This window comes from Pseudophaeobacter sp. C1-32P7 (assembly GCF_041008775.1).
In the GTDB taxonomy this organism is placed as follows: domain Bacteria; phylum Pseudomonadota; class Alphaproteobacteria; order Rhodobacterales; family Rhodobacteraceae; genus Phycobacter; species Phycobacter gallaeciensis_A.
The window spans coordinates 306,670-324,493 of record NZ_JAXGFR010000001.1; the positions used below are offsets into that span (position 1 = coordinate 306,670).

Sequence of the window (17,824 nt, forward strand, 5' to 3'; positions counted from 1 at the left end):
TTGCGGCGCAGCACCGCGGTTGCACAAGCCGTCAGCGGTCGTACTTTTGCTTTAGAATTGCAGTGCTTTTTTTCAATCGCTACGGAGCAGCCCCGATCAAAGCGACATCGCCCCGACGCTGCCGCCACCGCAAACATACAGGGTCTGACCGGTGACAAACCCGTTCTCCGGATCGCAAAAGAACAGAAAGGCGTTCGAGATATCGCGCACCGTGCCGAGACGCCCCACCGGAATGCGCTTCGCCAGCTCTGCCTCACGGTCGCTGCCCTTGGGAATGATCCCCCAGAAGTTATCGGTCTGCACGGGGCCGGGAGAGACCACATTCACCGTGATGCCATGCCCGGCCAGTTCCAGCGCCCAGGTGCGGGCCATGCCGATGATCCCCGCCTTGGTGGCGGAATAGGCCGTACGTGTCGGCACGCCAAGCGCAGCGCGCGAACCGTTGAAAAGAACCCGTCCAAAACCACGCGCCTTCATCGCAGGCAGGAACGCCTGCAACAGCGTCAGTGGTGCGCCAAGGTGCAGCTGCGTCAGCCCGGCCAGATCTTCGGGCGTCGCCTCTTCCAGCAGATTGGGCCAGATCATCCCGGCATTGTTCACCAGATGCGTGACGTCATGATTGGCAGCGATTTCTGCTGCAGCCCTCGCCGTGGCGCTTGGGTCCAGCAGGTCGACCTCCACATGATGCAGGCCCGGGTCCGACCACTCAGGCGCGCCGCGTGACAGGGACACAACCGTATATCCCTTTGCAATCAGGCGCTGCCCCAGATCGGCGCCAATGCCCTTGCTGCCGCCCGTGATCACGGCTGTATACTTGCTCATGCCGTCACCATTGCCAGCACGCGCAGGGGGCTGCCCGTACCGCCTTTAATCTTGAGAGGGGGCGCGATCAGCAGCGCGCCCGTGGGGGGCAGCTGATCCAGGTTGCGCAGGCATTGCAGCCCGAATTTGCCTGCCCCATGAAGCAAGTAATGCGCCGGATAGGGTGGCACGTAATGAGCGCCCTGACCGGCATCGGTGCCAACGGTTTCCGTCCCGAACCCGCGAATGTCCCGCTTCAGCAGCAGCTCGATCGCTGCCGGGGTCGGCCCTGGTGAATGCGGCCCGTCCTCTGCCATGTTGAGATAGGCTGCCCCGCTGCGCTTGGACCAATCGGTGCGCATCAGGACCCAGCTGTCGGCGGGGATTTCTCCGTGCTCAGCCTCCCAGGCTTTGATGATCTCTGGCGTCAGTTCGAAATCGTCGTCCTTGGCCGCGCCTTCGGAACAGTCGATCACAACGACCGGGCCGACAAAGACGCCCGGGTCGATCTCATCCACTGCGCCATTGGGCACATCCTTGCCCGACACCCAGTGGATAGGGGCGTCAAAATGCGTGCCCGTGTGTTCATTGAGGGTCAGGTTGTGCCACTTCCACGCGGGGCCGCGATGATCATAGGCGCTGACCTCTTCCATGCGGAAGCGGGCGCATTGGCCAAACTCCGGCGGCAGGATGATCACCGGGAAATCCGGGTCCAGCGTATGGGTCAGGTCCACGATACGCGCCGCACCTCGGCCCAGCGCCACCGCCACATCTGCAATAAGATCGCTCATGATCCGCCTCCGGTCATTTCCCGTTCCAGCAGCAGGGCATCCGCCTGCCAGCGCGCATAGTGATCACGGGCAATGTCGCCACAGGTGACCTCTTCCAGCCCATCAACCAGCCCGCCCACGACCGAGCGCGCAATGGCGCTTGGAGTCACCTTGGGCGGCGGCAGGGGCTGGAACCAGGCATCGCCCTCAATGGGGCCGATATAGACATTCATCACGCGCAAGCCGCTCTGGCGGAATTCGGCGCGCAGGCTTTGCGAGATCGACCGCGCCGCCGCCTGGGACGCCCCGAATGTGCCAAAGCCCGGATCCGGCACCAGCGCCTGAACCGAGAGGATATTCACGAAGGCCGCCGCCGAATTGGTGCCATCCTGCACCCGCGCCGCCATGCCGGGGCCAAACCCCTGCGCCAGCCGCATCAGGCCCAAGGTGTTCACCTCGAAACTGTCGCGGGCAAAACCCGTGTCATTCCCCATGATCCCGCCGGGGCGCACGAAACTGGCCGTGTTGATCAGGATATCGACCTTGCCGCCGATCTCGGCCGCCAGCTTTTCGATCGACGTCACATCCGTCACGTCCAGCGGCAGCAGCGAGACGTTTTCCATCGCTTCAAAGGCCGCGCGTTCCGGCCAGCTGCGCCAGGCTTCCGGCTCTCCCAGGAACACATGGGAGGCACCGGCCTTGAGCAGCGCCTGCGTCAGGGCCAGGGCCACCGGCGCGCGGGCGTCACTGATCAGAACACGGCGGTATTTGGGATCGGACGACATCGCCCGCAGCACGGGATCATCTTGCATCGCGGCACTTCCTTTCTGCGGCAGCGCAACCAATACGCCCTGCCCGGCCCTATCCAGTTTCAACGCCATGCGCACCGCATCACCGCGGCCAACCTCGCCATGCAGATGGCAGTTGAGCATGGGCCCGGCCTCCAGTTTCACCGCCCCCATGCGCCAGGGCATGCGTTCGCGAAAATAGGGTTCGGGCGACACACGGATGGTGGTTTCGGCCATCACCGTGCCGGATGGATCCACATCCTGCCAGCGCAGATCAACAGACAGGCATTTGTGGCAGGCATCGCGTGGCGGATATTGCACCGCCTCGCACTCTGCACAGACCTGCAGGCCAAAACGACCCTGCGCGGCCATCACACCCAGACCAAGTGCGGCCCGGCTGCGCGTGGCGGGGGGCAGCACCGGCACGGTGGTGCGTTTTTGCGGGTCTTTCTTTTTCGGCGGGACCAGTGGTTCGCTCATGTCGTCCCTCCTTCGATCACGGCGGCAGAGGAACAGAGGCCCCGGTCATAGTTGATCACGCCAAAGCCCGACACGGCCGCGCGGCGGGCGCCCTCGACCTGGGTTGGTCCCGCCGTTCCTGTCACCTGCCGCAGTGCTTCAACCAGTCCAAGATAGCCGCCTGCCGCGCCGGCCTGCCCGACGGACAGCTGCCCGCCCGAGGTGTTATGTGGGAAATCGCCGCCGATGGTCAGATCGTGGCGGCGCACGAACTCCGCGCCCTCGCCCTTGGCGCAGAACCCCAAGTCTTCGAACTGCATCATGCAGATCACCGGGTAGTCATCATAGGTCTGCAAGACGTCGATCTCGTCAGGGCCATGGCCCGCCATCTGCCACAGCTCATCCACGTCCACGGCCCAGCCGCCGCGCAGCTGCATGGGATCCTCGGGAAAGGCGTTGGTGCGCTCGATGGTGGCGCTGATGCGGGCAAAGGGCAGCCCCTTGGCCACGGCCATCTCTTCGCGCATCACCACAAAGGCCTCAGCGCCCGCGCAGGGCATCACGCAATCAAAGAGGCCGATCGGGTCCGAGATCATGCGGCCCTCAAGGTATTGATCGAGGCTCAGCGGTTTTTTCATGATTGCCTGCGGGTTCTTCAGGGCATTGGCCCGCTGCGCCACCGCGATACGGCCAAAATCCTCCCGCGTGGCGCCAAACTCTTGCATATATGCGTCCTGCAACAGGGCGAAGCTCGCGTTGGGGCCGCCAAACCCATAGGGAAAGGTCGCATCCATCGAGAACCGAGAAAAGGCGGACAGAAGGGTGCGAAAACTATCGATCCGGTTGGTATCCCCCGACACGCAGGCGATGACATCGGCGTCGCCGCATTGCACTGCACGCGCCGCCCGGCGCAGGGCAGCAACACCGCAGGCCCCGCCCATCGGAACGGTATCGAGCCACCGAGGCGAAATGCCCAGATGCTGGGTCAGGCCAACAGGCGTGTCGGGCGCCAGCGTGAAACTGGAGACCGATAGCCCGTCCAGCTGCTGCGGGGTCATCCCGATCACCTTCAGCGCCTCGCGCAGGGCGCGGGCGATCCACCAATGGGCCGTCTCGTTGGTGTAGCGCACATAGGGCACCGACACCGGCGCGGTCAGCACAACCCCGTCATAGGGCAGACGGTTCATGCCGCGCTCCGCTTTTTCAGATGGCGGGTGTCGATGGTCTGGGGTTCCTTCAGCAGCTCAGCAGCGCGCGTCTTCAAGACCGCCCGTTGCAGCTTCTGGGTCGCGGTGACGGGCAGGTCTTCGACAAAGGCGATGTAGCCGGGTGCCTTGTAATAGGCCAACTGCGTCAGGCACCATGTGGTGATCTCCTGGGCGAGCTGCGGGTCGGCCGCATCTTTTGCAATGATGCAGGCAAAAACCTCGTCGCCCCGGATCTCATCAGGAACGGCGGCGACCGCGACGCTTTGAACTGCCGGATGGCGTGCCAAGATGGATTCCACCTCGACCGCCGCGATGTTTTCCCCGGATCTGCGGATCACGTTCTTCTTGCGGTCGACGAAATACATCGTGCCATCCGCCGCGCGCCGCACGATATCGCCGGTGTGGAACCAGCCGCCTTCCCAAGCCTCATCCGTGGCGTCCGGGTTCTTGAAGTATCCTGCAAAGAAGCCCTTGCGCGGATCCGACCCTGCATGGCGCACCAGCAATTCGCCCTGATCCGCATCCGCGCCGCTGTCATCCACCAGCCGCGCCTCGACCGTGTCCTGCGGCCAGCCGATGCAGGAGGTGCCCACATTGCGCGGCTCGCGGTTGGCACAAATGGTGGCCCCTGCCCCGGTTTCGGTCATCGCCCAGGCCTCGGTCAGGGCAAAGCCGAAGCGTTCTTCGAAGGGGGCATGGAGTTTGGGATCAATCCCTGCGCCAAACCCAAAGCGTACCGAATGATTGCGGTCATCATCGCTGGGCTCTGCCCCCATCAGCATCGAGGGCATCACGCCCAGATAGTGCAAGCAGGTTGCCCGGCTGCGGCGCACCGAGTCCCACCAGCTGCGTGGATGGAAACGATCCAGTGCCGTCAGGCAGCCGCCCACGGCAACCATCGCCATGAAGGAAAAGGCCATGGCGTTCATGTGAAAGATCGGCAGCGGCGTGATCATCCGCTCGCCATCCGTGTTCAGCGCGCAAACACCGGTTGCGGTGCTGTACCAGCGGCCCGCCTCGATGAAATACTCATCGGTCAGAATGCAGCCCTTGGGCTGCCCGGTGGTGCCCGATGTATAAAGAAGCGCCGCCTCCGCATCGCCTGTCCGCGTGGCAATCGCCTCGGTTGTGACGGCCTTCGGCAGCGGTTCCCCAAGTGTCACCACAGGCATCTGAACATTGGCCGCCTCAGCGGCGCTGCGCAGCTCTTCCGCGCGACTGGCCAGCGACAGGGCCAGAACAGGTTCGCCGTGCCCGATCATGTATTCCATTTCAGCGGCGCGCAGATCGGGGTTCACGGGAACAACAGAGATCCCCAGCGCATTGAAGGCCAGCCACCACAGGAAATAGCTGGGCCGATTTTCCAGCAGGACCATAACGCGCTGACCCTTGACGTATCCGGCAGCCTCAATCTCTGCGACATGGTCCTGCACCGTCTTCAGGGCCTCGGCGTAGGTGATCTCACCTGCGTCGATCCCGTAGATCTCTGCCGTCTCTGGCAGCACATTCAGGAACGGGCGGTCCGGCCAGCGGGCGGCGCTCTCTGCAAAGGCGCCATACACAGTCTTTGCGGTGATCATGGCAGCAACTGGATATTGCGGAAGGCCGCGTCGCAATTGAGGAGATCAACCCGCTTGCCCGCAATCCGAAGCGCCCCGTCCACTAGGGCCAGATCATGCCGTACGGTCAGGGCCAGCAACTGCTGCTCGTCCAGGCGCGTCTCCACGTAGTGCATCGAGGTATTGGTCACGAAACGGTCTTCCCCCATCTCGTCCACGAACGGGCGCTGAATGACATGATGACAGCGGCTTTTTGGCTTTTGGCTGAAGGTGCGCGCACCGTTCAGACGCTCGACCCGCAGTTTCAGCATGAACATGTCCTCGTATAGAAGCGAGGTCTGATTGATCGGATCGGTCTGCTTGTAATCAAGCGGCATCCAGTAGATCCCATCAGGCAGCCAGAGCGACAGCCATTCGTCATAGCGGCCCTCGTCCAGCATCCGTACCTCGTCATAGATGAAATCGATCAGCTGATCCCGTGTGACACTCATTCCGCCACCTCCTGCTCCGGGGCATCATAGGTCATGAACTTGGCCCAGGCGTTGAACTGGTTGCGCATCTGGCGTTCGGTGGTGCCATTGTGCACGGCTTCCTGGGTGAAATCCTCGTCGTCTTCGAGAAGACGCTGGACATTGACCCATTCCATACCGTCGGCGTGCAAACCTTCCTGCGCGCGCTCGTACATCTCAAGGTCGTCATGCCCCACAATCGAGGTGGGCGCATTGATCATGCGGTTGTACATCGCCGTACGGGCGGTCAGCGCGTCCGGCGCCCCAACCAGCCGATAGATATAGCTTTCCACGATGGTCTTGTCGGCCGCGAGCGGGATAAAGACCCGCAGCTGCTGGATCGGCCCCTTGATCATGATATTGGGGAAGTAGACGGTGTTGTGCCGGTTGTCGTCTAGGATGGCCTTTGCCCTCTCCTCTCCGTAGCTTTCCGTCAATGCTTCGAAATATCCGGGAATGGCGGAGTAGTCCGAATGGATCGAATGGCTCACACCGGTGTGCCCATGCCCGTTGGGCCATGTGCGGATGCCCATGCCCTCGAAGAACTCATAGGGGGACATGAAGGGCGCGATGATCTCCATCGCGGGGGGCTTGGGCGTGCCTTCCGGCAGGTCCAGCTCTTCGTATAGCTTCACTGCGGTTCCGGCGCTGCTTTCATGCGCGACCATTGGATGGCAGGTGTCGGTCTGGTTCTCGACCAGCATTTTCCAATTGCAGTGATGCAGATAACGCAGCGGCGGGCCGACCACCTCAAGCCGACCTTCGGGCGAGCGGTCCACCATATTGTCGAGCGAGCTGAGGCTATCGCCAAAGAACTCTTCGAAACTGATGCCCTCTTCGGCCAGCCGCGCAAAGATGAAGCCACGATAGTTTTTGACGGCGCCGACCGCCTTCATGCCCTTGCCGCTTACTGTCTCTTCAAGGCCGGTGCCCTCGTATCCCTTTTTGAGTGGGATCGCGAGCAGGCAGCCATCTGTCTTGAAAGACCACGCGTGATAGGGGCAGCGGAAGAATTTGCCGGTATTGCCCTGCCGGTCGATGACGATCTTGGTGCCCTTATGCGGGCAGCGATTGTAAAGAACGTGAATGTCATCCGCCTTGTGACGCACCTGGATGACCGGCTGATCCCCGATCTGGGTGGCGAAGTAATCGCCCTTGGCCGGGGTCTGGCTTTCGTGGCCGACAAACACCCATGAATTGGCAAAGACATGCTTCATCTCAAGCTTGAAGATGTCCTCGTTGATATAGACATCCCGGTGCACCTGATGGGGCTGCACAAGGGACGCCGCCGCAGTTGGGTTTCCTGAATAGCTGACCATGTCCGTTCCCCTATATATCCAGCACCAGCCGTGCGGATTTCGCACGGCTCACGCATATCTGCATCACATCACCGGCGGCGCGTTCCGACTCGCTGAGTACCACGTCGCGGTGATCCGGCACGCCCTCGATCACATCGCATTGGCAGATGCCGCAATCGCCGCGCTGGCAATCGTAAAGGACATCGACGTCATGCTCCTCCAGCACCTCTACGATGGTTTTGTCCGCAGGGATGGTGAAGACCCTGCCATCGTTGATCTGCACCTCAAAGGCGCTGTCACCGTCCTGCGCCTCGGCTGCGGTGAAGAGTTCGAAATGCAGATGATCCGCCGGAATACCGGCACCTTCGGCCTTGGCGCGCACCGCATCCAGCAACCCGCGCGGACCACAGACGTATAGATGCGCATCCCCCAGCCCACTTATGAGAGCATCCAGATCCAGCGCGCTCGAGTCATCATCGCAATGCAGGTGAAACGCCTCGCCCAAGGTGTCCGCCAGCCTCTGGTGATAGGCCATGGCGGCAGCCGTGCGGCCCGCATAGTGGAACGCGAACCTCTGGCCTGCCGCCTGCAAGGCTGCTGCCATCGAAATCATTGGCGTGACCCCGATGCCACCCGCCAATAGAACAGCAGGCGCGTCCAGCTTCACCGGAAAATCATTCTTGGGCGCCGCGAAAGTGACAGGATCGCCCACCGCCAGCGCGTGCATCGCCCTGGAGCCGCCCTGCCCTTCGTCTTCGCGCTGAACGGTGATGCGGTATTCCTTCGGCGCGGACATCAGGTCAGCATCAAACGCCACCAGCGAATAGGCGCGGGTTCCGCCCGGCACGTCGAACTCGACATGCGCGCCAGCCTCCCATTCGGGCAACACGCGACCATCTGTTGCAGCCACTATCAGGCTGCTGATACGGTCGGTCAGCGGTGTAACCTCCAGTACGACACCATCAATTTTGCTCACGGGAGTCCTCCTTTTGAAAGAATATGAAATTTCATATAACTCAGGTCAAGACATTTCTGGGCGTCGCCTTGGCGCATGCTGGGTGGACCTATGACAACGCCAGTCAGCCCGGATGGCACACCGGGGTTTGTGAGCAACTACCTGCTTTATCTGCTTGCTGCCGCCAGCGAAGGGGCCAGTGCCCAGTTTCACGCCCAAGTCCGCAGCTCGGGCCTGCGCGTGCCGGAGTGGCGGGTTCTGGCCTGCCTGCACGACTGCGAAGGCGCGATGATTACGCAGCTGGCCCGGATCGCGCTGGTTGAGCAATCCCGCCTGACCCGCATCATCGCCCAGATGGAGAAGCGCGGACTACTGATCCGCCAAAGCGATCCCGAAGATGGCAGACGGGTCCGCGTCTTTTTGACGCCGGAGGGGCGCGCGTTGACCAACAGGCTGGTTCCACAGGCACAAGCCCATGAAAAGGCCTTGCTAGAACGCCTGACAGAGCACGGCGGACACCAACTGAAGCCCATACTGCATGCATTGCTGAACACCCTGGAAGAGGACGCGCCAGAGAAGCTTTAAGCAGAAAATAGTTTTCAAGACGGCAAAAATGGAGTTACATGAAAACGCATATACCTTCCGAATTGGGGCGCTAGACCCTGAAAATGGTATGAATCCAACATTCTGGGAGACACTCCAATGACCAAGCTAACCAAGATTCTGGCCAGCGCCGCCGTTGCGATCAGCATGGGAACCAGTGCATTTTCTGCCGAAACGATCACCATTTCCACATGGCTGCCGCCCACCCACCCGGTGAACACTGAAATGTTCGCTCAACTGGGCGAGATGATGTCAGAGGCGACAGACGGTACCGTGACGACCGAGCTGAAGAGCGGCCTTGCCTCGCCGCCTGCGCAGATGGATCTGGTCCTTGATGGCATCGCGGATGTGGCAATCCTGTTTCACGGTTACACGCCCGGACGGTTCGTCGGCACCAAGCTGGTCGAGATCCCCGGCTACGAGGGCAACGCCGAAGCCTCCTCGGTCGCTCATTGGCGGGTGCACGAGGCCATTCTCAAGGACCTGAACGAGCATCGCGGCGTCAAGGTCATCGCACTGACGACCCACGGCCCGGGGCAGATCCACTCGAACAAAGAGGTCAACACCCTGGCCGATCTGTCGGGCCTCAAGACACGTTTGGGCGGTGGTGTCTCCGCAGACGTAGGCGCGAAACTCGGTCTTGTCGGCATTCAGGTGCCTGCCCCCAAGGTCTACGAGACGCTTGATTCCGGCGCTGCAGATGCCGTTGCCATGAACCTTGGCGAACGGATCAGCTTCAAACTGAACGAAGTGGCCAAGAACGTGTACGAAATGCCCGGTGGTTTCTATCGTGGCTCCTTCTCGGTCATCATGAGCCAGGAGAAATTCGACAGCCTGCCCGCCGATGTGCAGGAGGCCCTCGACAGCAAGGTCTTCGGCGAACCTGCTTCGCGGATGATGGGCGCGGTCTGGGATAAAAGCGACGCGACCGCACGCAAGCTGACCCTGGACACCGCGGACAATAAGATCGTTGAGGCCAGCGCGGAAGATCAGGCAGCCTTTGCCGTCATGGCCGCAGAGGTCCGCGACAAGATCATCGCAGAGGTGACAGACGCAGGCGTCGACGGGCAAGCCGCCTATGACATGATGGTCAAGGAAATGGCCGCCGCGTCTGGCAAGTAAACGATCCGGAAAACGGGACCGGCGCACAGATGGGCGCCGGTCCTTTCATATCCTACTGCGCTCAAGCGAGGCCCGATGCAATACGCCCTCCGGTTCCTGACCGCCCTTTCAAAACTGCCGATGTTCCTGGCCAACCTGTCCCTTTTTGCGCTGATGTGCCTGACCTTTGCAGATGTGCTGATGCGTTCGGTTTTCAATGCCCCGATCGAAGCGGCAACCGAGCTGATCCGTATCGGCATTGCGCTTATCGTGTTCGCCGCCTTGCCGGTTCTGAGCGCCCAGAACGGCCATATCGCCGTTGATCTGTTGGATGGGCCGTTCCGCAGGATGAGACTTGAACGCTGGCGTGATGCGGCTGTAGCCCTGATCTGTGCTGTGATGCTGTGGTATCCGGCGGGCCGTGTTGTCGATCTGGCGGAACGCTCGCGCAGCTACGGCGACGTGACAGAATATCTGTCGATCCCCACCTTTTATATTGCCTATTTCATCGCAGCGATGATCTACGTCACCGCTGTCGCATTGATCGGGCGCGGCCTGCTGCACCTCATTGCGCCGCATATGCTGGAGGCCAAGAATGCTTGAATCCTTCCTTGGCTTTATCGCCGTCTTCGTTCTGGTCCTACTGCGCATCCCGATTGCCTTTGCCATGGGTTTCGTCGGCATGATCGGGCTGATTTACGAAACCAGCTATCGCGCTGCGATTTCGATGGTCGGGCGCTTAATCATCGACACCGCACAGGACTATGGGCTCAGCGTCATTCCCTTGTTCATCCTGATGGGGCTTTTCGTCAACAAGGGTGGGATCAGTCGCGAACTCTACCGCGTCTCGAACGCCTTTCTGGGACATTTCCGTGGCGGTCTGGCCATGGCCACAATCGTGGCCTGCGGTGGGTTTGCGGCCATCTGCGGATCTTCGCTGGCAACGGCGGCAACCATGGCCAAGGTGGCCATGCCGGAAATGCGCAAATACGGATATGCAGACGGTCTTTCCAGTGCCTCCATCGCGGCGGGCGGCACCCTGGGCATCCTCATTCCGCCTTCCGTGATCCTGGTGATCTACGGGCTGCTCACGGAAACATCGATCGGCAAGCTGTTCATCGCGGGCATCGTTCCCGGCTTTCTTGGCGTCCTGTTCTACCTTGCGGCCGTACGCCTGACCGTGATGCGCAACCCAGAGGCAGGCCCTGCCGGGACGCGCGCCACATGGGGCGAACGCCTGCAGGCGCTCAGCCATGTCTGGGCCGTTCTGCTGCTGTTTTTTCTGGTCATCGGCGGCCTTTACGGAGCGCTCAACTTCTGGCCGCTGAACCTCGCCTTTTCCCCTACCGAGGCCGCAGGAATGGGCGCAATGGGCGCTTTCCTGATCGCCCTGGCCCGGGGCAACCTGAATTGGCGAAGCATTCGCGAAGTCCTGGGGGAGACGGCTCTGACCACGGCCTCGCTCTTTGCGGTTCTTATAGGGGCCTGGGTGTTTTCCAACTTCGTCAACCTGGCTGGCCTGCCCGAAGGGCTGCTGGCGCTGGTCACATCGCTTGATCTGGGGCCCTGGGTCGTGATGATCCTGATCATATTGATCTACCTCGGCCTCGGCTGCATCTTCGAAAGCATGTCGATGCTGCTGCTAACCGTGCCGATTTTCTTTCCCCTGATCACATCGCTGGGGTTCGATCCGGTCTGGTTCGGCATCGTTGTCGTCGTTGTGATCGAGATCAGCCTGATCACGCCTCCCGTCGGCTTGAACGTCTTCATCCTCAAAGGGGTGGTTGGTGACGTTTCGACCGCTACCATCTTTCGCGGCGTGACGCCTTTCTGGCTGATGGATATCCTGCGCCTGATCCTGCTGCTCGCCTTCCCTACGCTTGTGCTGTTCTTGCCAAGTCAAATGTAGGAAGCGCGGCGGAACTGGTGCTTGGGGTTTCGTAGGCCGAGGCGCATGTACCACGTGAGGGCGGCTCACCTCGCCGCCACTTCGCAAGGTATCGAGGATGGACCTGCCCCAACGGCAGGTCCAAACGCCTGTCAGCCTTTTCCGCCCAACATCTCCTCAACCAGGCGCTGCACCTCCAACGCCTCTTGCGGGGTGGCAAGCCGGTGAGGTTTGCCCGCCATGCACAGGAGGAGATCGTCCAGCTGCGCTTGCAGCGCGACGGTGCGGCGGTCTGCCGGAGGTTGGGGCACCGGAACGAAGTCGTCCCCTTCCGAGATGGCATGGTCCGAGAAATTCGAAACCCGGTGGCTGGCCTTGCTGCCCTTAATGGTGAACTCCTGACGATCCGGCTGCGCACCGCCGACCGAAGCCAGAATCGACACCGGCAATCCTTCCTCGTTTTCCAGCCGGGCCAACAACGCCGTTTCGCACAGCGCCGGGTCCCCAGGGTAAGAGGGCTGCGCCCAGGAGACGGTGAGCGGGCCAAAGATCCGCTGGGTGAAGAACAGGAAATGCGACAGGACCTCGCGCGTCATGCCGCCTTCGGCGCGGAACCGCAGCCAGTCCGCCGCCTGCTGCCAGGCGCGCGGCCAGGCGGCATAGGTCACCACCATATCCACCCCGACGAGATCGCCCATTTCCCCTGCAAGGGCAGCACTGGAGATATCCGTTAGAGCCGCACCGGCGGCCTGGGTGAAATTCACCGCTGCTGGTACGCCGCTGGCCTTGAGCCCTGCCACCAGCGCCTCGCTTTCCGCCAGATCAACGCCAAGCGGTTTTTCCAGAAACACCGCTTTGCCAGCCGCAGCCGCCGCCAGGGCATAGGCTTTGCGCGGGACCGGTGGGCAAGCAAGATAGACCAGATCAGCCGCCGCGATCGCCGCCTCGGGCGAACCTGTCACCTCAGCCTCGGGCGCCAGTGCCTGCGCGGCTGCGCAAGCGTCCGCAGACGGATCCCAAAGGGCTACCGGAGTGTAGTCTTTGTGCAGGATCAGTTGCTCAAGCATCCGCTGCCCCATGATCCCCAGTCCGATTACCGCTGTCTTCACCGCCATGTTGGCTCCTGTTTTTACTTCCAATTGTATTGATCCAGCATAGCCGGTTCAAAGGTCCCGCCCCACAGAGGTGGATCGGCTACTGTTGTTTGTCATGTGTAGTTACAGACAGATCGGCGCTTCCGCAGCAGGCGCTTTGTGACAATTATCCCTAACACATGCAAAGAGAGCGATGCGACCTGTTTCCGGACCCCCATGCCACAGACGCCGCGATCAAAAGTGACAGCCGCTAAGGTCTCAAAATGAAAACAATCTACGTATGACTGGAGCTTAGCGGCACCTCAATCACAAACCTCCGTTTACCTCACGGCACCTGCAAGTCGGAGTTGTGACCGCAGAAACGATCACAAAGCCCTGCTTTGCCCCTGTTGCCACGGCCAAGATTGCCCCTGGAATTAACCTGTAATGGCCCCAAACGGGCCATCGCCCACTTGCTGAGGGGCGACAGCGAATCCTGCTCTGCTGAGAAAGCTCAAAGATATGGGCGATCGACAGCCCAGCCCAAGCCCGGCAACACACCATTTACCACACAGGCTTTCCGCCTTGTTTTCAATATCTTCGCGATATACCGTCATTCTGTCCTCACGAAACAATGATCTACACCCTTTGTGCGAAACCGGACGCCATACGTATCAATATCGAAGATATCTTTTCATGCTCTCGCCTCTACGCTGCACAACTTGCCCCCAGGGTGTTCCGGTTAGGCCATGACCTGCCTGACACACCTGCATGTTACGCTGGCCGCTGCGACCGCTGCCATGCTCTGGGCGATCTGCGCCATGATCTTGTTCTGGGTCGCACGCAACACCCGCTTTGCGGGTAAGCCCGCCTTTCTGCTGACATTGAGTGCGATGCTGTGGTGGCTGTTTACCGTTGCCGCCGATCTCGCTTCGCCCGGAGAAGCCTGCAAGGTTGCCTGGTCCCTTGCTGCTTGGCCCGGCATCACCTTGCTGCCGATCGCCTGGTCCTTCTTTGTCTTCGACTACACGATGAATTCCAGCCGCAAGCGGCAACCGATCCGGTTGTTGCTCTATGTCGCTCTGCCAATCCTTGTCGCCCTCATCGCTGCCACCAACAGTCAGACGCAGCTGTTGTATGGTCCTGACACCCGGCTTGTGACCGAGGGCAAAAATACATTCGTCATTTTTGACCATGGCCCCCTGTTTTATGCGGTTGCGGCTGGGCTTTATATTTTTGTGAGCACCGCCCTTGGGCTGCTGACCTATGCGCTGATCCGGGCCAGGAAAATCATTCGGCCATTCCTCGCGGTGCTGATTTTCATCACCGCAGCGCCGCTCACGGCCAATCTGGCCTATATCTTCAATGGTTTCACTGTTTTCGGATATGATCCCACGCCCTTCATGTTTGCCGTGACCCTCATCGCGCTGAGCTGGCTGCTGCTGAACAACACGATGATGGATACCGTCGCACAGGGCCGGAGCCTGTTGTTCTATGCCACCCATGATCCGGTGATCATTCTGGACGCAGACGGTCGCTTTGCAGGGGCCAATCCCGCCGCCAAAATGCTGTTTGGTGAAACCCTTCCACGCCATGGCGACACGCTGGATCATCTGGACAAGATCGGTACGACACTGCAGTCATTTCTGAACAGTGGCGTTCTGGCCAACGCGGAACCGATCCGGCTCAACCAGCGTATCTTTGATCTGCGCGCGGTGCCGATCGAAAGCCCGATGCAAAGCAAGAGCCCGCTCCTGGGTTGGTCCGTTTCCCTTGTCGACATCACCGAAAGAGAACGGTCTGCCGAGGCCCTGCGCGAGGCGCTGGCGACAGCAGAAGCCGCCAACCGCGCGAAATCGCATTTTCTGGCGAATGTCAGCCACGAAATCCGTACACCGTTGAATGGCATTCTGGGGATGGCCTCGGTGCTGAGCGAAACCGCGCTGGACAGGGAACAGCATGACTATCTTCGCATTATCGAGGATTCCGGTCAGGTGCTGCTCACGACGATCGGCGATGTTCTCGATCTGTCAAAGATCGAAGCGGGACGGATGGCTCTGGAAACCCGGCCTTTCGCACTCCGCGATGCAATCGAAGGTGCGCGATCACTGTTTTCAGCTAGAGCCGAAGAAAAACACCTGCAGCTCAGCGCCAGCATTCACGAGGATCTGCCTCAGATGATCGTCGGCGACGGACACCGGTTCCGCCAGGTCCTCCACAATCTGGTCTCAAATGCCATCAAGTTCACCCAGTCAGGCAGCGTCACCATCACAGCGGAACCCACGGCTGAGGGCAGCGAGCTGTTGGTCCGGGTCAGTGATACCGGTGCCGGCGTTCCCATCGGGGCCCGGCAGGCGATCTTTCTTCCTTTTCAGCAGGCGGATGCGGGCGACACACGCAAGTTCGGCGGAACCGGTCTGGGGCTGTCGATCTCCCGTCAATTGTGCCACCTGATGGGCGGCAGCCTGGAACTGGCCGATAAAGCCGGGAAAGGCGAAACCTTTGAAATCAGACTACCGCTGGTCCCAGGCCCTGACGTAGACACGGGACCGCTTCAGTCCACCACGGAGGTCGTCACAGTGTCAGACGCTCCGGCGATGGAGGTTCTGGTAGTCGATGACAACAAGACCAACCGGCTGATCCTCGAAAAGTTCCTCTGCCATACCTCCTGCGAGGTCCACAGTGCCTGTAGCGGCGCCGAAGCGCTCGACATGGTGCGCGCTTCTGCCTTTGATGTGGTTCTGATGGATATTCAGATGCCCGGTATGGACGGCGTAGAGGCGACGCAGAAGATCCGTGCCATGGAACAGGCCACCCGTCGGCCGCCCTGCTTTATCGTCGCTGTCACCGCCAACGCCATGCCTGAGCAACTGGAACAATATTTGGCGGCAGGCATGGACGAGGTTCTGGCGAAGCCGGTGTCAAAGCCTCAGTTGCTGTCGCTCTTGCAACAGGTCCCCCGGAAGGCCGCATAGGGGCAGTTCAACGTTCCAGAACCGCCCCCATAGAGGCGGGGCACGTCAAATGTATGATTTGCGCGCAGCCTTAGACCGCGCGCAAATCCACTACCCGCAAGCCCGATTACTTCTGCGCGATGCGCCCATCGGTATAGGGCGAATATGCCCCTTGCTCTGCCAGATATTCCGCCAGCACATCCGCAAGATCGGGACCAAAGTCATAGGCGTTCTTGTCATCGCCCGAGAAGACCTTGTAGCCATCGCCCCCATTGCGCACGTAGTTGTTGGTTACAACCAGATAGGTCTTGGCTGGATCCAGCGGGGTAAATCCGTCGCCCATATCGACCATCACCTCCTGCACGCGCCCTTCGTTCGGGGCAACCGTAGGATCCCAGGTGAAGGTCAGCCCGGCTACCTGCGGAAAGCGGCCTTTGACCTCTTCCACCTGGCTGACACCGTTTTCAAGCGCAGCAACCAGTTCCTGACCTGAGATTTCAAAGGTCGAAAGCGTATTCTGGAACGGCAGGATGGTCAGAACCTCGCCCATCGTCACCTCGCCCGGCTCAAGGCTGGCGCGGATACCGCCCGAGTTGGCAATGGCGATCTGTACGCCCTGATCCTTGACCCGGTCCAGCATCGCATCCGCAACAAGATTACCCATCTGGCATTCCTGAATGCGGCAGGTCTGGCGGTCTCCGTCCACCGCAGCCGCAGCCTCGGCCACCACCTTGTTGCGGATCTCATCAAGCGGCTGCGCCAGTTCGGCGATACGGGCGACGGTGGCTTCATCCTCAGCCACGGTGCCATCCATGATCAGCGGCTCACCTTTCGCCTCGACCAGGTTCCCAGCCTCATCAAAGGTCACGTTCAGCTCGCCCAGAAATTTGCCATAGGCATAGGCTTGCACGATGGCCACACCGTTCACCATCGTCGGATAAGGCCCAACCGCCCGATCCGATACATTGGAGAGATAAGTGTTACTGTGCCCTCCTACGATCACATCGACGCCCTTGGTTTCGGCCGCAACGCGCTGATCTACGCCATAGCCAGAATGGCTCAGCACGATGATCTTGTTGACGCCTTCCGCTGTCAGTCGGTCGACCTCGGCCTGCACGGCAACCACCGGATCGGAGAAGGTGATATTCTTGCCGGGGCTGGCCAGCTCATGTGTGTCTTCGGGCGTAAGGCCGATCAGGCCGATCTTTTCGCCGCCGCGCTCGATCACCGTGGATTTCTTCAGCACATCCGCCAGCGCCGGTTCCGCGCTGACATCGGCGTTGGACATCAGCACCGGAAACCCGACGGAATCCATGAACCCGCGTAGCACCTCGGGGCCATCGTCGAACTCGTGGTTGCCGACGGTCATCCCGTCATAGCCCATCTTGTTCATCATCTCGGCCGCGGCTTTTCCCTTGTAATAGGTGTAAAATAGCGAGCCCTGGAACTGATCGCCGCCATCCACCAGGATCGAATTGTTGCTGCGGTTGCGGGCATCGGCAATCGCGCTCACCAGACGGGCGGAACCGCCAAAGCATTTGCCCTCGGCGTTGTCACCCTCGCGGCAGCCGCTGTCGTATTTGCTGATTGGTTCAAACCGGGAGTGGAAATCATTGGTGTGCAGAATGGTCAGCTTGTAATCGGCGGCCGCAACGCCCGCCGTCAGCCCCAGTGCCGCAACCGACATCAGGAAACGTGTCATCATCATCAGGACTCCCTTGTTTTATGATTGGAGGAATGGTGCGACCAAACAACGCGCCAGTCAAAGGGGAAAAACAACCAGACCGGGTTTCCTAGGGTCAGCCTGCGCAGGCAGTGGGCATCAGCACCACCGGAATACAGGCTTGATTCCATACGC

The 17,824-nt window shown here is 60.6% G+C and carries 15 protein-coding genes; 5 read left to right on the top strand and 10 right to left on the bottom strand.

Translation table 11 applies throughout. The annotated features are described in order from the left end of the window. Positions 1-96 precede the first annotated feature (96 nt). The 8 genes from SM763_RS01435 to SM763_RS01470 are packed head-to-tail and all read right to left on the bottom strand — an operon-like array spanning position 97 to position 8,368. Positions 97-822, bottom strand: a complete 726-nt coding sequence (locus SM763_RS01435) for an SDR family NAD(P)-dependent oxidoreductase (protein WP_368997170.1) — start codon at positions 820-822, stop codon at positions 97-99. Then, on the bottom strand, positions 819-1,592 hold the full coding sequence (locus SM763_RS01440; protein WP_368997172.1) for a cyclase family protein: 774 nt from the start codon (positions 1,590-1,592) through the stop codon (positions 819-821). The genes SM763_RS01435 and SM763_RS01440 overlap by 4 nt, the downstream gene beginning before the upstream one ends. Next, complete coding sequence (locus tag SM763_RS01445) at positions 1,589-2,839, bottom strand: SDR family NAD(P)-dependent oxidoreductase (RefSeq protein ID WP_368997173.1); 1,251 nt, start codon at positions 2,837-2,839, stop codon at positions 1,589-1,591. Before SM763_RS01445 ends, SM763_RS01440 begins: the two co-directional genes overlap by 4 nt. Then, positions 2,836-4,005, bottom strand: coding sequence for a thiolase family protein (locus SM763_RS01450; protein WP_368997174.1), 1,170 nt, complete (start codon positions 4,003-4,005; stop codon positions 2,836-2,838). Before SM763_RS01450 ends, SM763_RS01445 begins: the two co-directional genes overlap by 4 nt. Beyond that, positions 4,002-5,606, bottom strand: coding sequence for an AMP-binding protein (locus SM763_RS01455; RefSeq protein WP_368997176.1), 1,605 nt, complete (start codon positions 5,604-5,606; stop codon positions 4,002-4,004). The genes SM763_RS01450 and SM763_RS01455 overlap by 4 nt, the downstream gene beginning before the upstream one ends. Next, positions 5,603-6,076 (bottom strand): aromatic-ring-hydroxylating dioxygenase subunit beta, encoded by a 474-nt coding sequence (locus SM763_RS01460; RefSeq protein ID WP_065273363.1) that lies wholly within the window; start codon positions 6,074-6,076, stop codon positions 5,603-5,605. The genes SM763_RS01455 and SM763_RS01460 overlap by 4 nt, the downstream gene beginning before the upstream one ends. Next, entirely contained in the window at positions 6,073-7,413 is a 1,341-nt protein-coding gene (locus SM763_RS01465; protein ID WP_368997178.1) for an aromatic ring-hydroxylating dioxygenase subunit alpha, read from the bottom strand. The genes SM763_RS01460 and SM763_RS01465 overlap by 4 nt, the downstream gene beginning before the upstream one ends. A 10-nt stretch (positions 7,414-7,423) precedes the next feature. Further along, positions 7,424-8,368 carry a PDR/VanB family oxidoreductase gene (locus SM763_RS01470; RefSeq protein ID WP_368997180.1) on the bottom strand — a complete coding sequence of 315 codons (945 nt, stop codon included), beginning with the start codon at positions 8,366-8,368 and terminating at the stop codon, positions 7,424-7,426. Positions 8,369-8,458: 90 nt separating this feature from the next. On the opposite strand from SM763_RS01470, the gene SM763_RS01475 reads away from it, so the two are divergent. The 4 genes from SM763_RS01475 (at position 8,459) to SM763_RS01490 (ending at position 11,960) form a co-directional block, all read left to right on the top strand. Continuing rightward, positions 8,459-8,932 (top strand): MarR family winged helix-turn-helix transcriptional regulator, encoded by a 474-nt coding sequence (locus SM763_RS01475; RefSeq protein WP_368997181.1) that lies wholly within the window; start codon positions 8,459-8,461, stop codon positions 8,930-8,932. A gap of 117 nt (positions 8,933-9,049) precedes the next feature. Further along, on the top strand, positions 9,050-10,072 hold the full coding sequence (locus SM763_RS01480) for a TRAP transporter substrate-binding protein (protein ID WP_368997182.1): 1,023 nt from the start codon (positions 9,050-9,052) through the stop codon (positions 10,070-10,072). A gap of 75 nt (positions 10,073-10,147) precedes the next feature. Beyond that, entirely contained in the window at positions 10,148-10,654 is a 507-nt protein-coding gene (locus SM763_RS01485) for a TRAP transporter small permease (RefSeq protein WP_065273358.1), read from the top strand. Then, positions 10,647-11,960 (top strand): TRAP transporter large permease, encoded by a 1,314-nt coding sequence (locus SM763_RS01490; protein ID WP_065273357.1) that lies wholly within the window; start codon positions 10,647-10,649, stop codon positions 11,958-11,960. Before SM763_RS01485 ends, SM763_RS01490 begins: the two co-directional genes overlap by 8 nt. A 131-nt stretch (positions 11,961-12,091) precedes the next feature. Here the strand turns inward: SM763_RS01490 and SM763_RS01495 are convergent, their stop codons facing one another. After that, positions 12,092-13,054: a Gfo/Idh/MocA family protein gene (locus tag SM763_RS01495; protein ID WP_274839233.1), complete on the bottom strand. Its 963-nt coding sequence runs from the start codon at positions 13,052-13,054 to the stop codon at positions 12,092-12,094. A gap of 707 nt (positions 13,055-13,761) precedes the next feature. Between SM763_RS01495 and SM763_RS01500 the strand changes: the two genes are divergently transcribed. After that, positions 13,762-15,987 carry a hybrid sensor histidine kinase/response regulator gene (locus tag SM763_RS01500; RefSeq protein ID WP_368997184.1) on the top strand — a complete coding sequence of 742 codons (2,226 nt, stop codon included), beginning with the start codon at positions 13,762-13,764 and terminating at the stop codon, positions 15,985-15,987. A 106-nt stretch (positions 15,988-16,093) separates the two neighbouring features. Here the strand turns inward: SM763_RS01500 and SM763_RS01505 are convergent, their stop codons facing one another. Further along, on the bottom strand, positions 16,094-17,671 hold the full coding sequence (locus SM763_RS01505; RefSeq protein ID WP_368997508.1) for a bifunctional metallophosphatase/5'-nucleotidase: 1,578 nt from the start codon (positions 17,669-17,671) through the stop codon (positions 16,094-16,096). Positions 17,672-17,824 lie beyond the last annotated feature (153 nt).

Excerpts from the sequence above, each read along its gene's own strand:
- SM763_RS01490 (WP_065273357.1), top strand. The coding sequence starts at position 10,647 with ATGCTTGAATCCTTCCTTGGCTTTATCGCCGTCTTCGTTCTGGTCCTA.
- SM763_RS01435 (WP_368997170.1), bottom strand. The coding sequence starts at position 822 with ATGAGCAAGTATACAGCCGTGATCACGGGCGGCAGCAAGGGCATTGGC.
- SM763_RS01500 (WP_368997184.1), top strand. The coding sequence starts at position 13,762 with ATGACCTGCCTGACACACCTGCATGTTACGCTGGCCGCTGCGACCGCT.
- SM763_RS01460 (WP_065273363.1), bottom strand. The coding sequence starts at position 6,076 with ATGAGTGTCACACGGGATCAGCTGATCGATTTCATCTATGACGAGGTA.
- SM763_RS01450 (WP_368997174.1), bottom strand. The coding sequence starts at position 4,005 with ATGAACCGTCTGCCCTATGACGGGGTTGTGCTGACCGCGCCGGTGTCG.
- SM763_RS01445 (WP_368997173.1), bottom strand. The coding sequence starts at position 2,839 with ATGAGCGAACCACTGGTCCCGCCGAAAAAGAAAGACCCGCAAAAACGC.
- SM763_RS01455 (WP_368997176.1), bottom strand. The coding sequence starts at position 5,606 with ATGATCACCGCAAAGACTGTGTATGGCGCCTTTGCAGAGAGCGCCGCC.
- SM763_RS01480 (WP_368997182.1), top strand. The coding sequence starts at position 9,050 with ATGACCAAGCTAACCAAGATTCTGGCCAGCGCCGCCGTTGCGATCAGC.
- SM763_RS01475 (WP_368997181.1), top strand. The coding sequence starts at position 8,459 with ATGACAACGCCAGTCAGCCCGGATGGCACACCGGGGTTTGTGAGCAAC.
- SM763_RS01495 (WP_274839233.1), bottom strand. The coding sequence starts at position 13,054 with ATGGCGGTGAAGACAGCGGTAATCGGACTGGGGATCATGGGGCAGCGG.
- SM763_RS01465 (WP_368997178.1), bottom strand. The coding sequence starts at position 7,413 with ATGGTCAGCTATTCAGGAAACCCAACTGCGGCGGCGTCCCTTGTGCAG.
- SM763_RS01440 (WP_368997172.1), bottom strand. The coding sequence starts at position 1,592 with ATGAGCGATCTTATTGCAGATGTGGCGGTGGCGCTGGGCCGAGGTGCG.
- SM763_RS01505 (WP_368997508.1), bottom strand. The coding sequence starts at position 17,671 with ATGATGACACGTTTCCTGATGTCGGTTGCGGCACTGGGGCTGACGGCG.
- SM763_RS01485 (WP_065273358.1), top strand. The coding sequence starts at position 10,148 with ATGCAATACGCCCTCCGGTTCCTGACCGCCCTTTCAAAACTGCCGATG.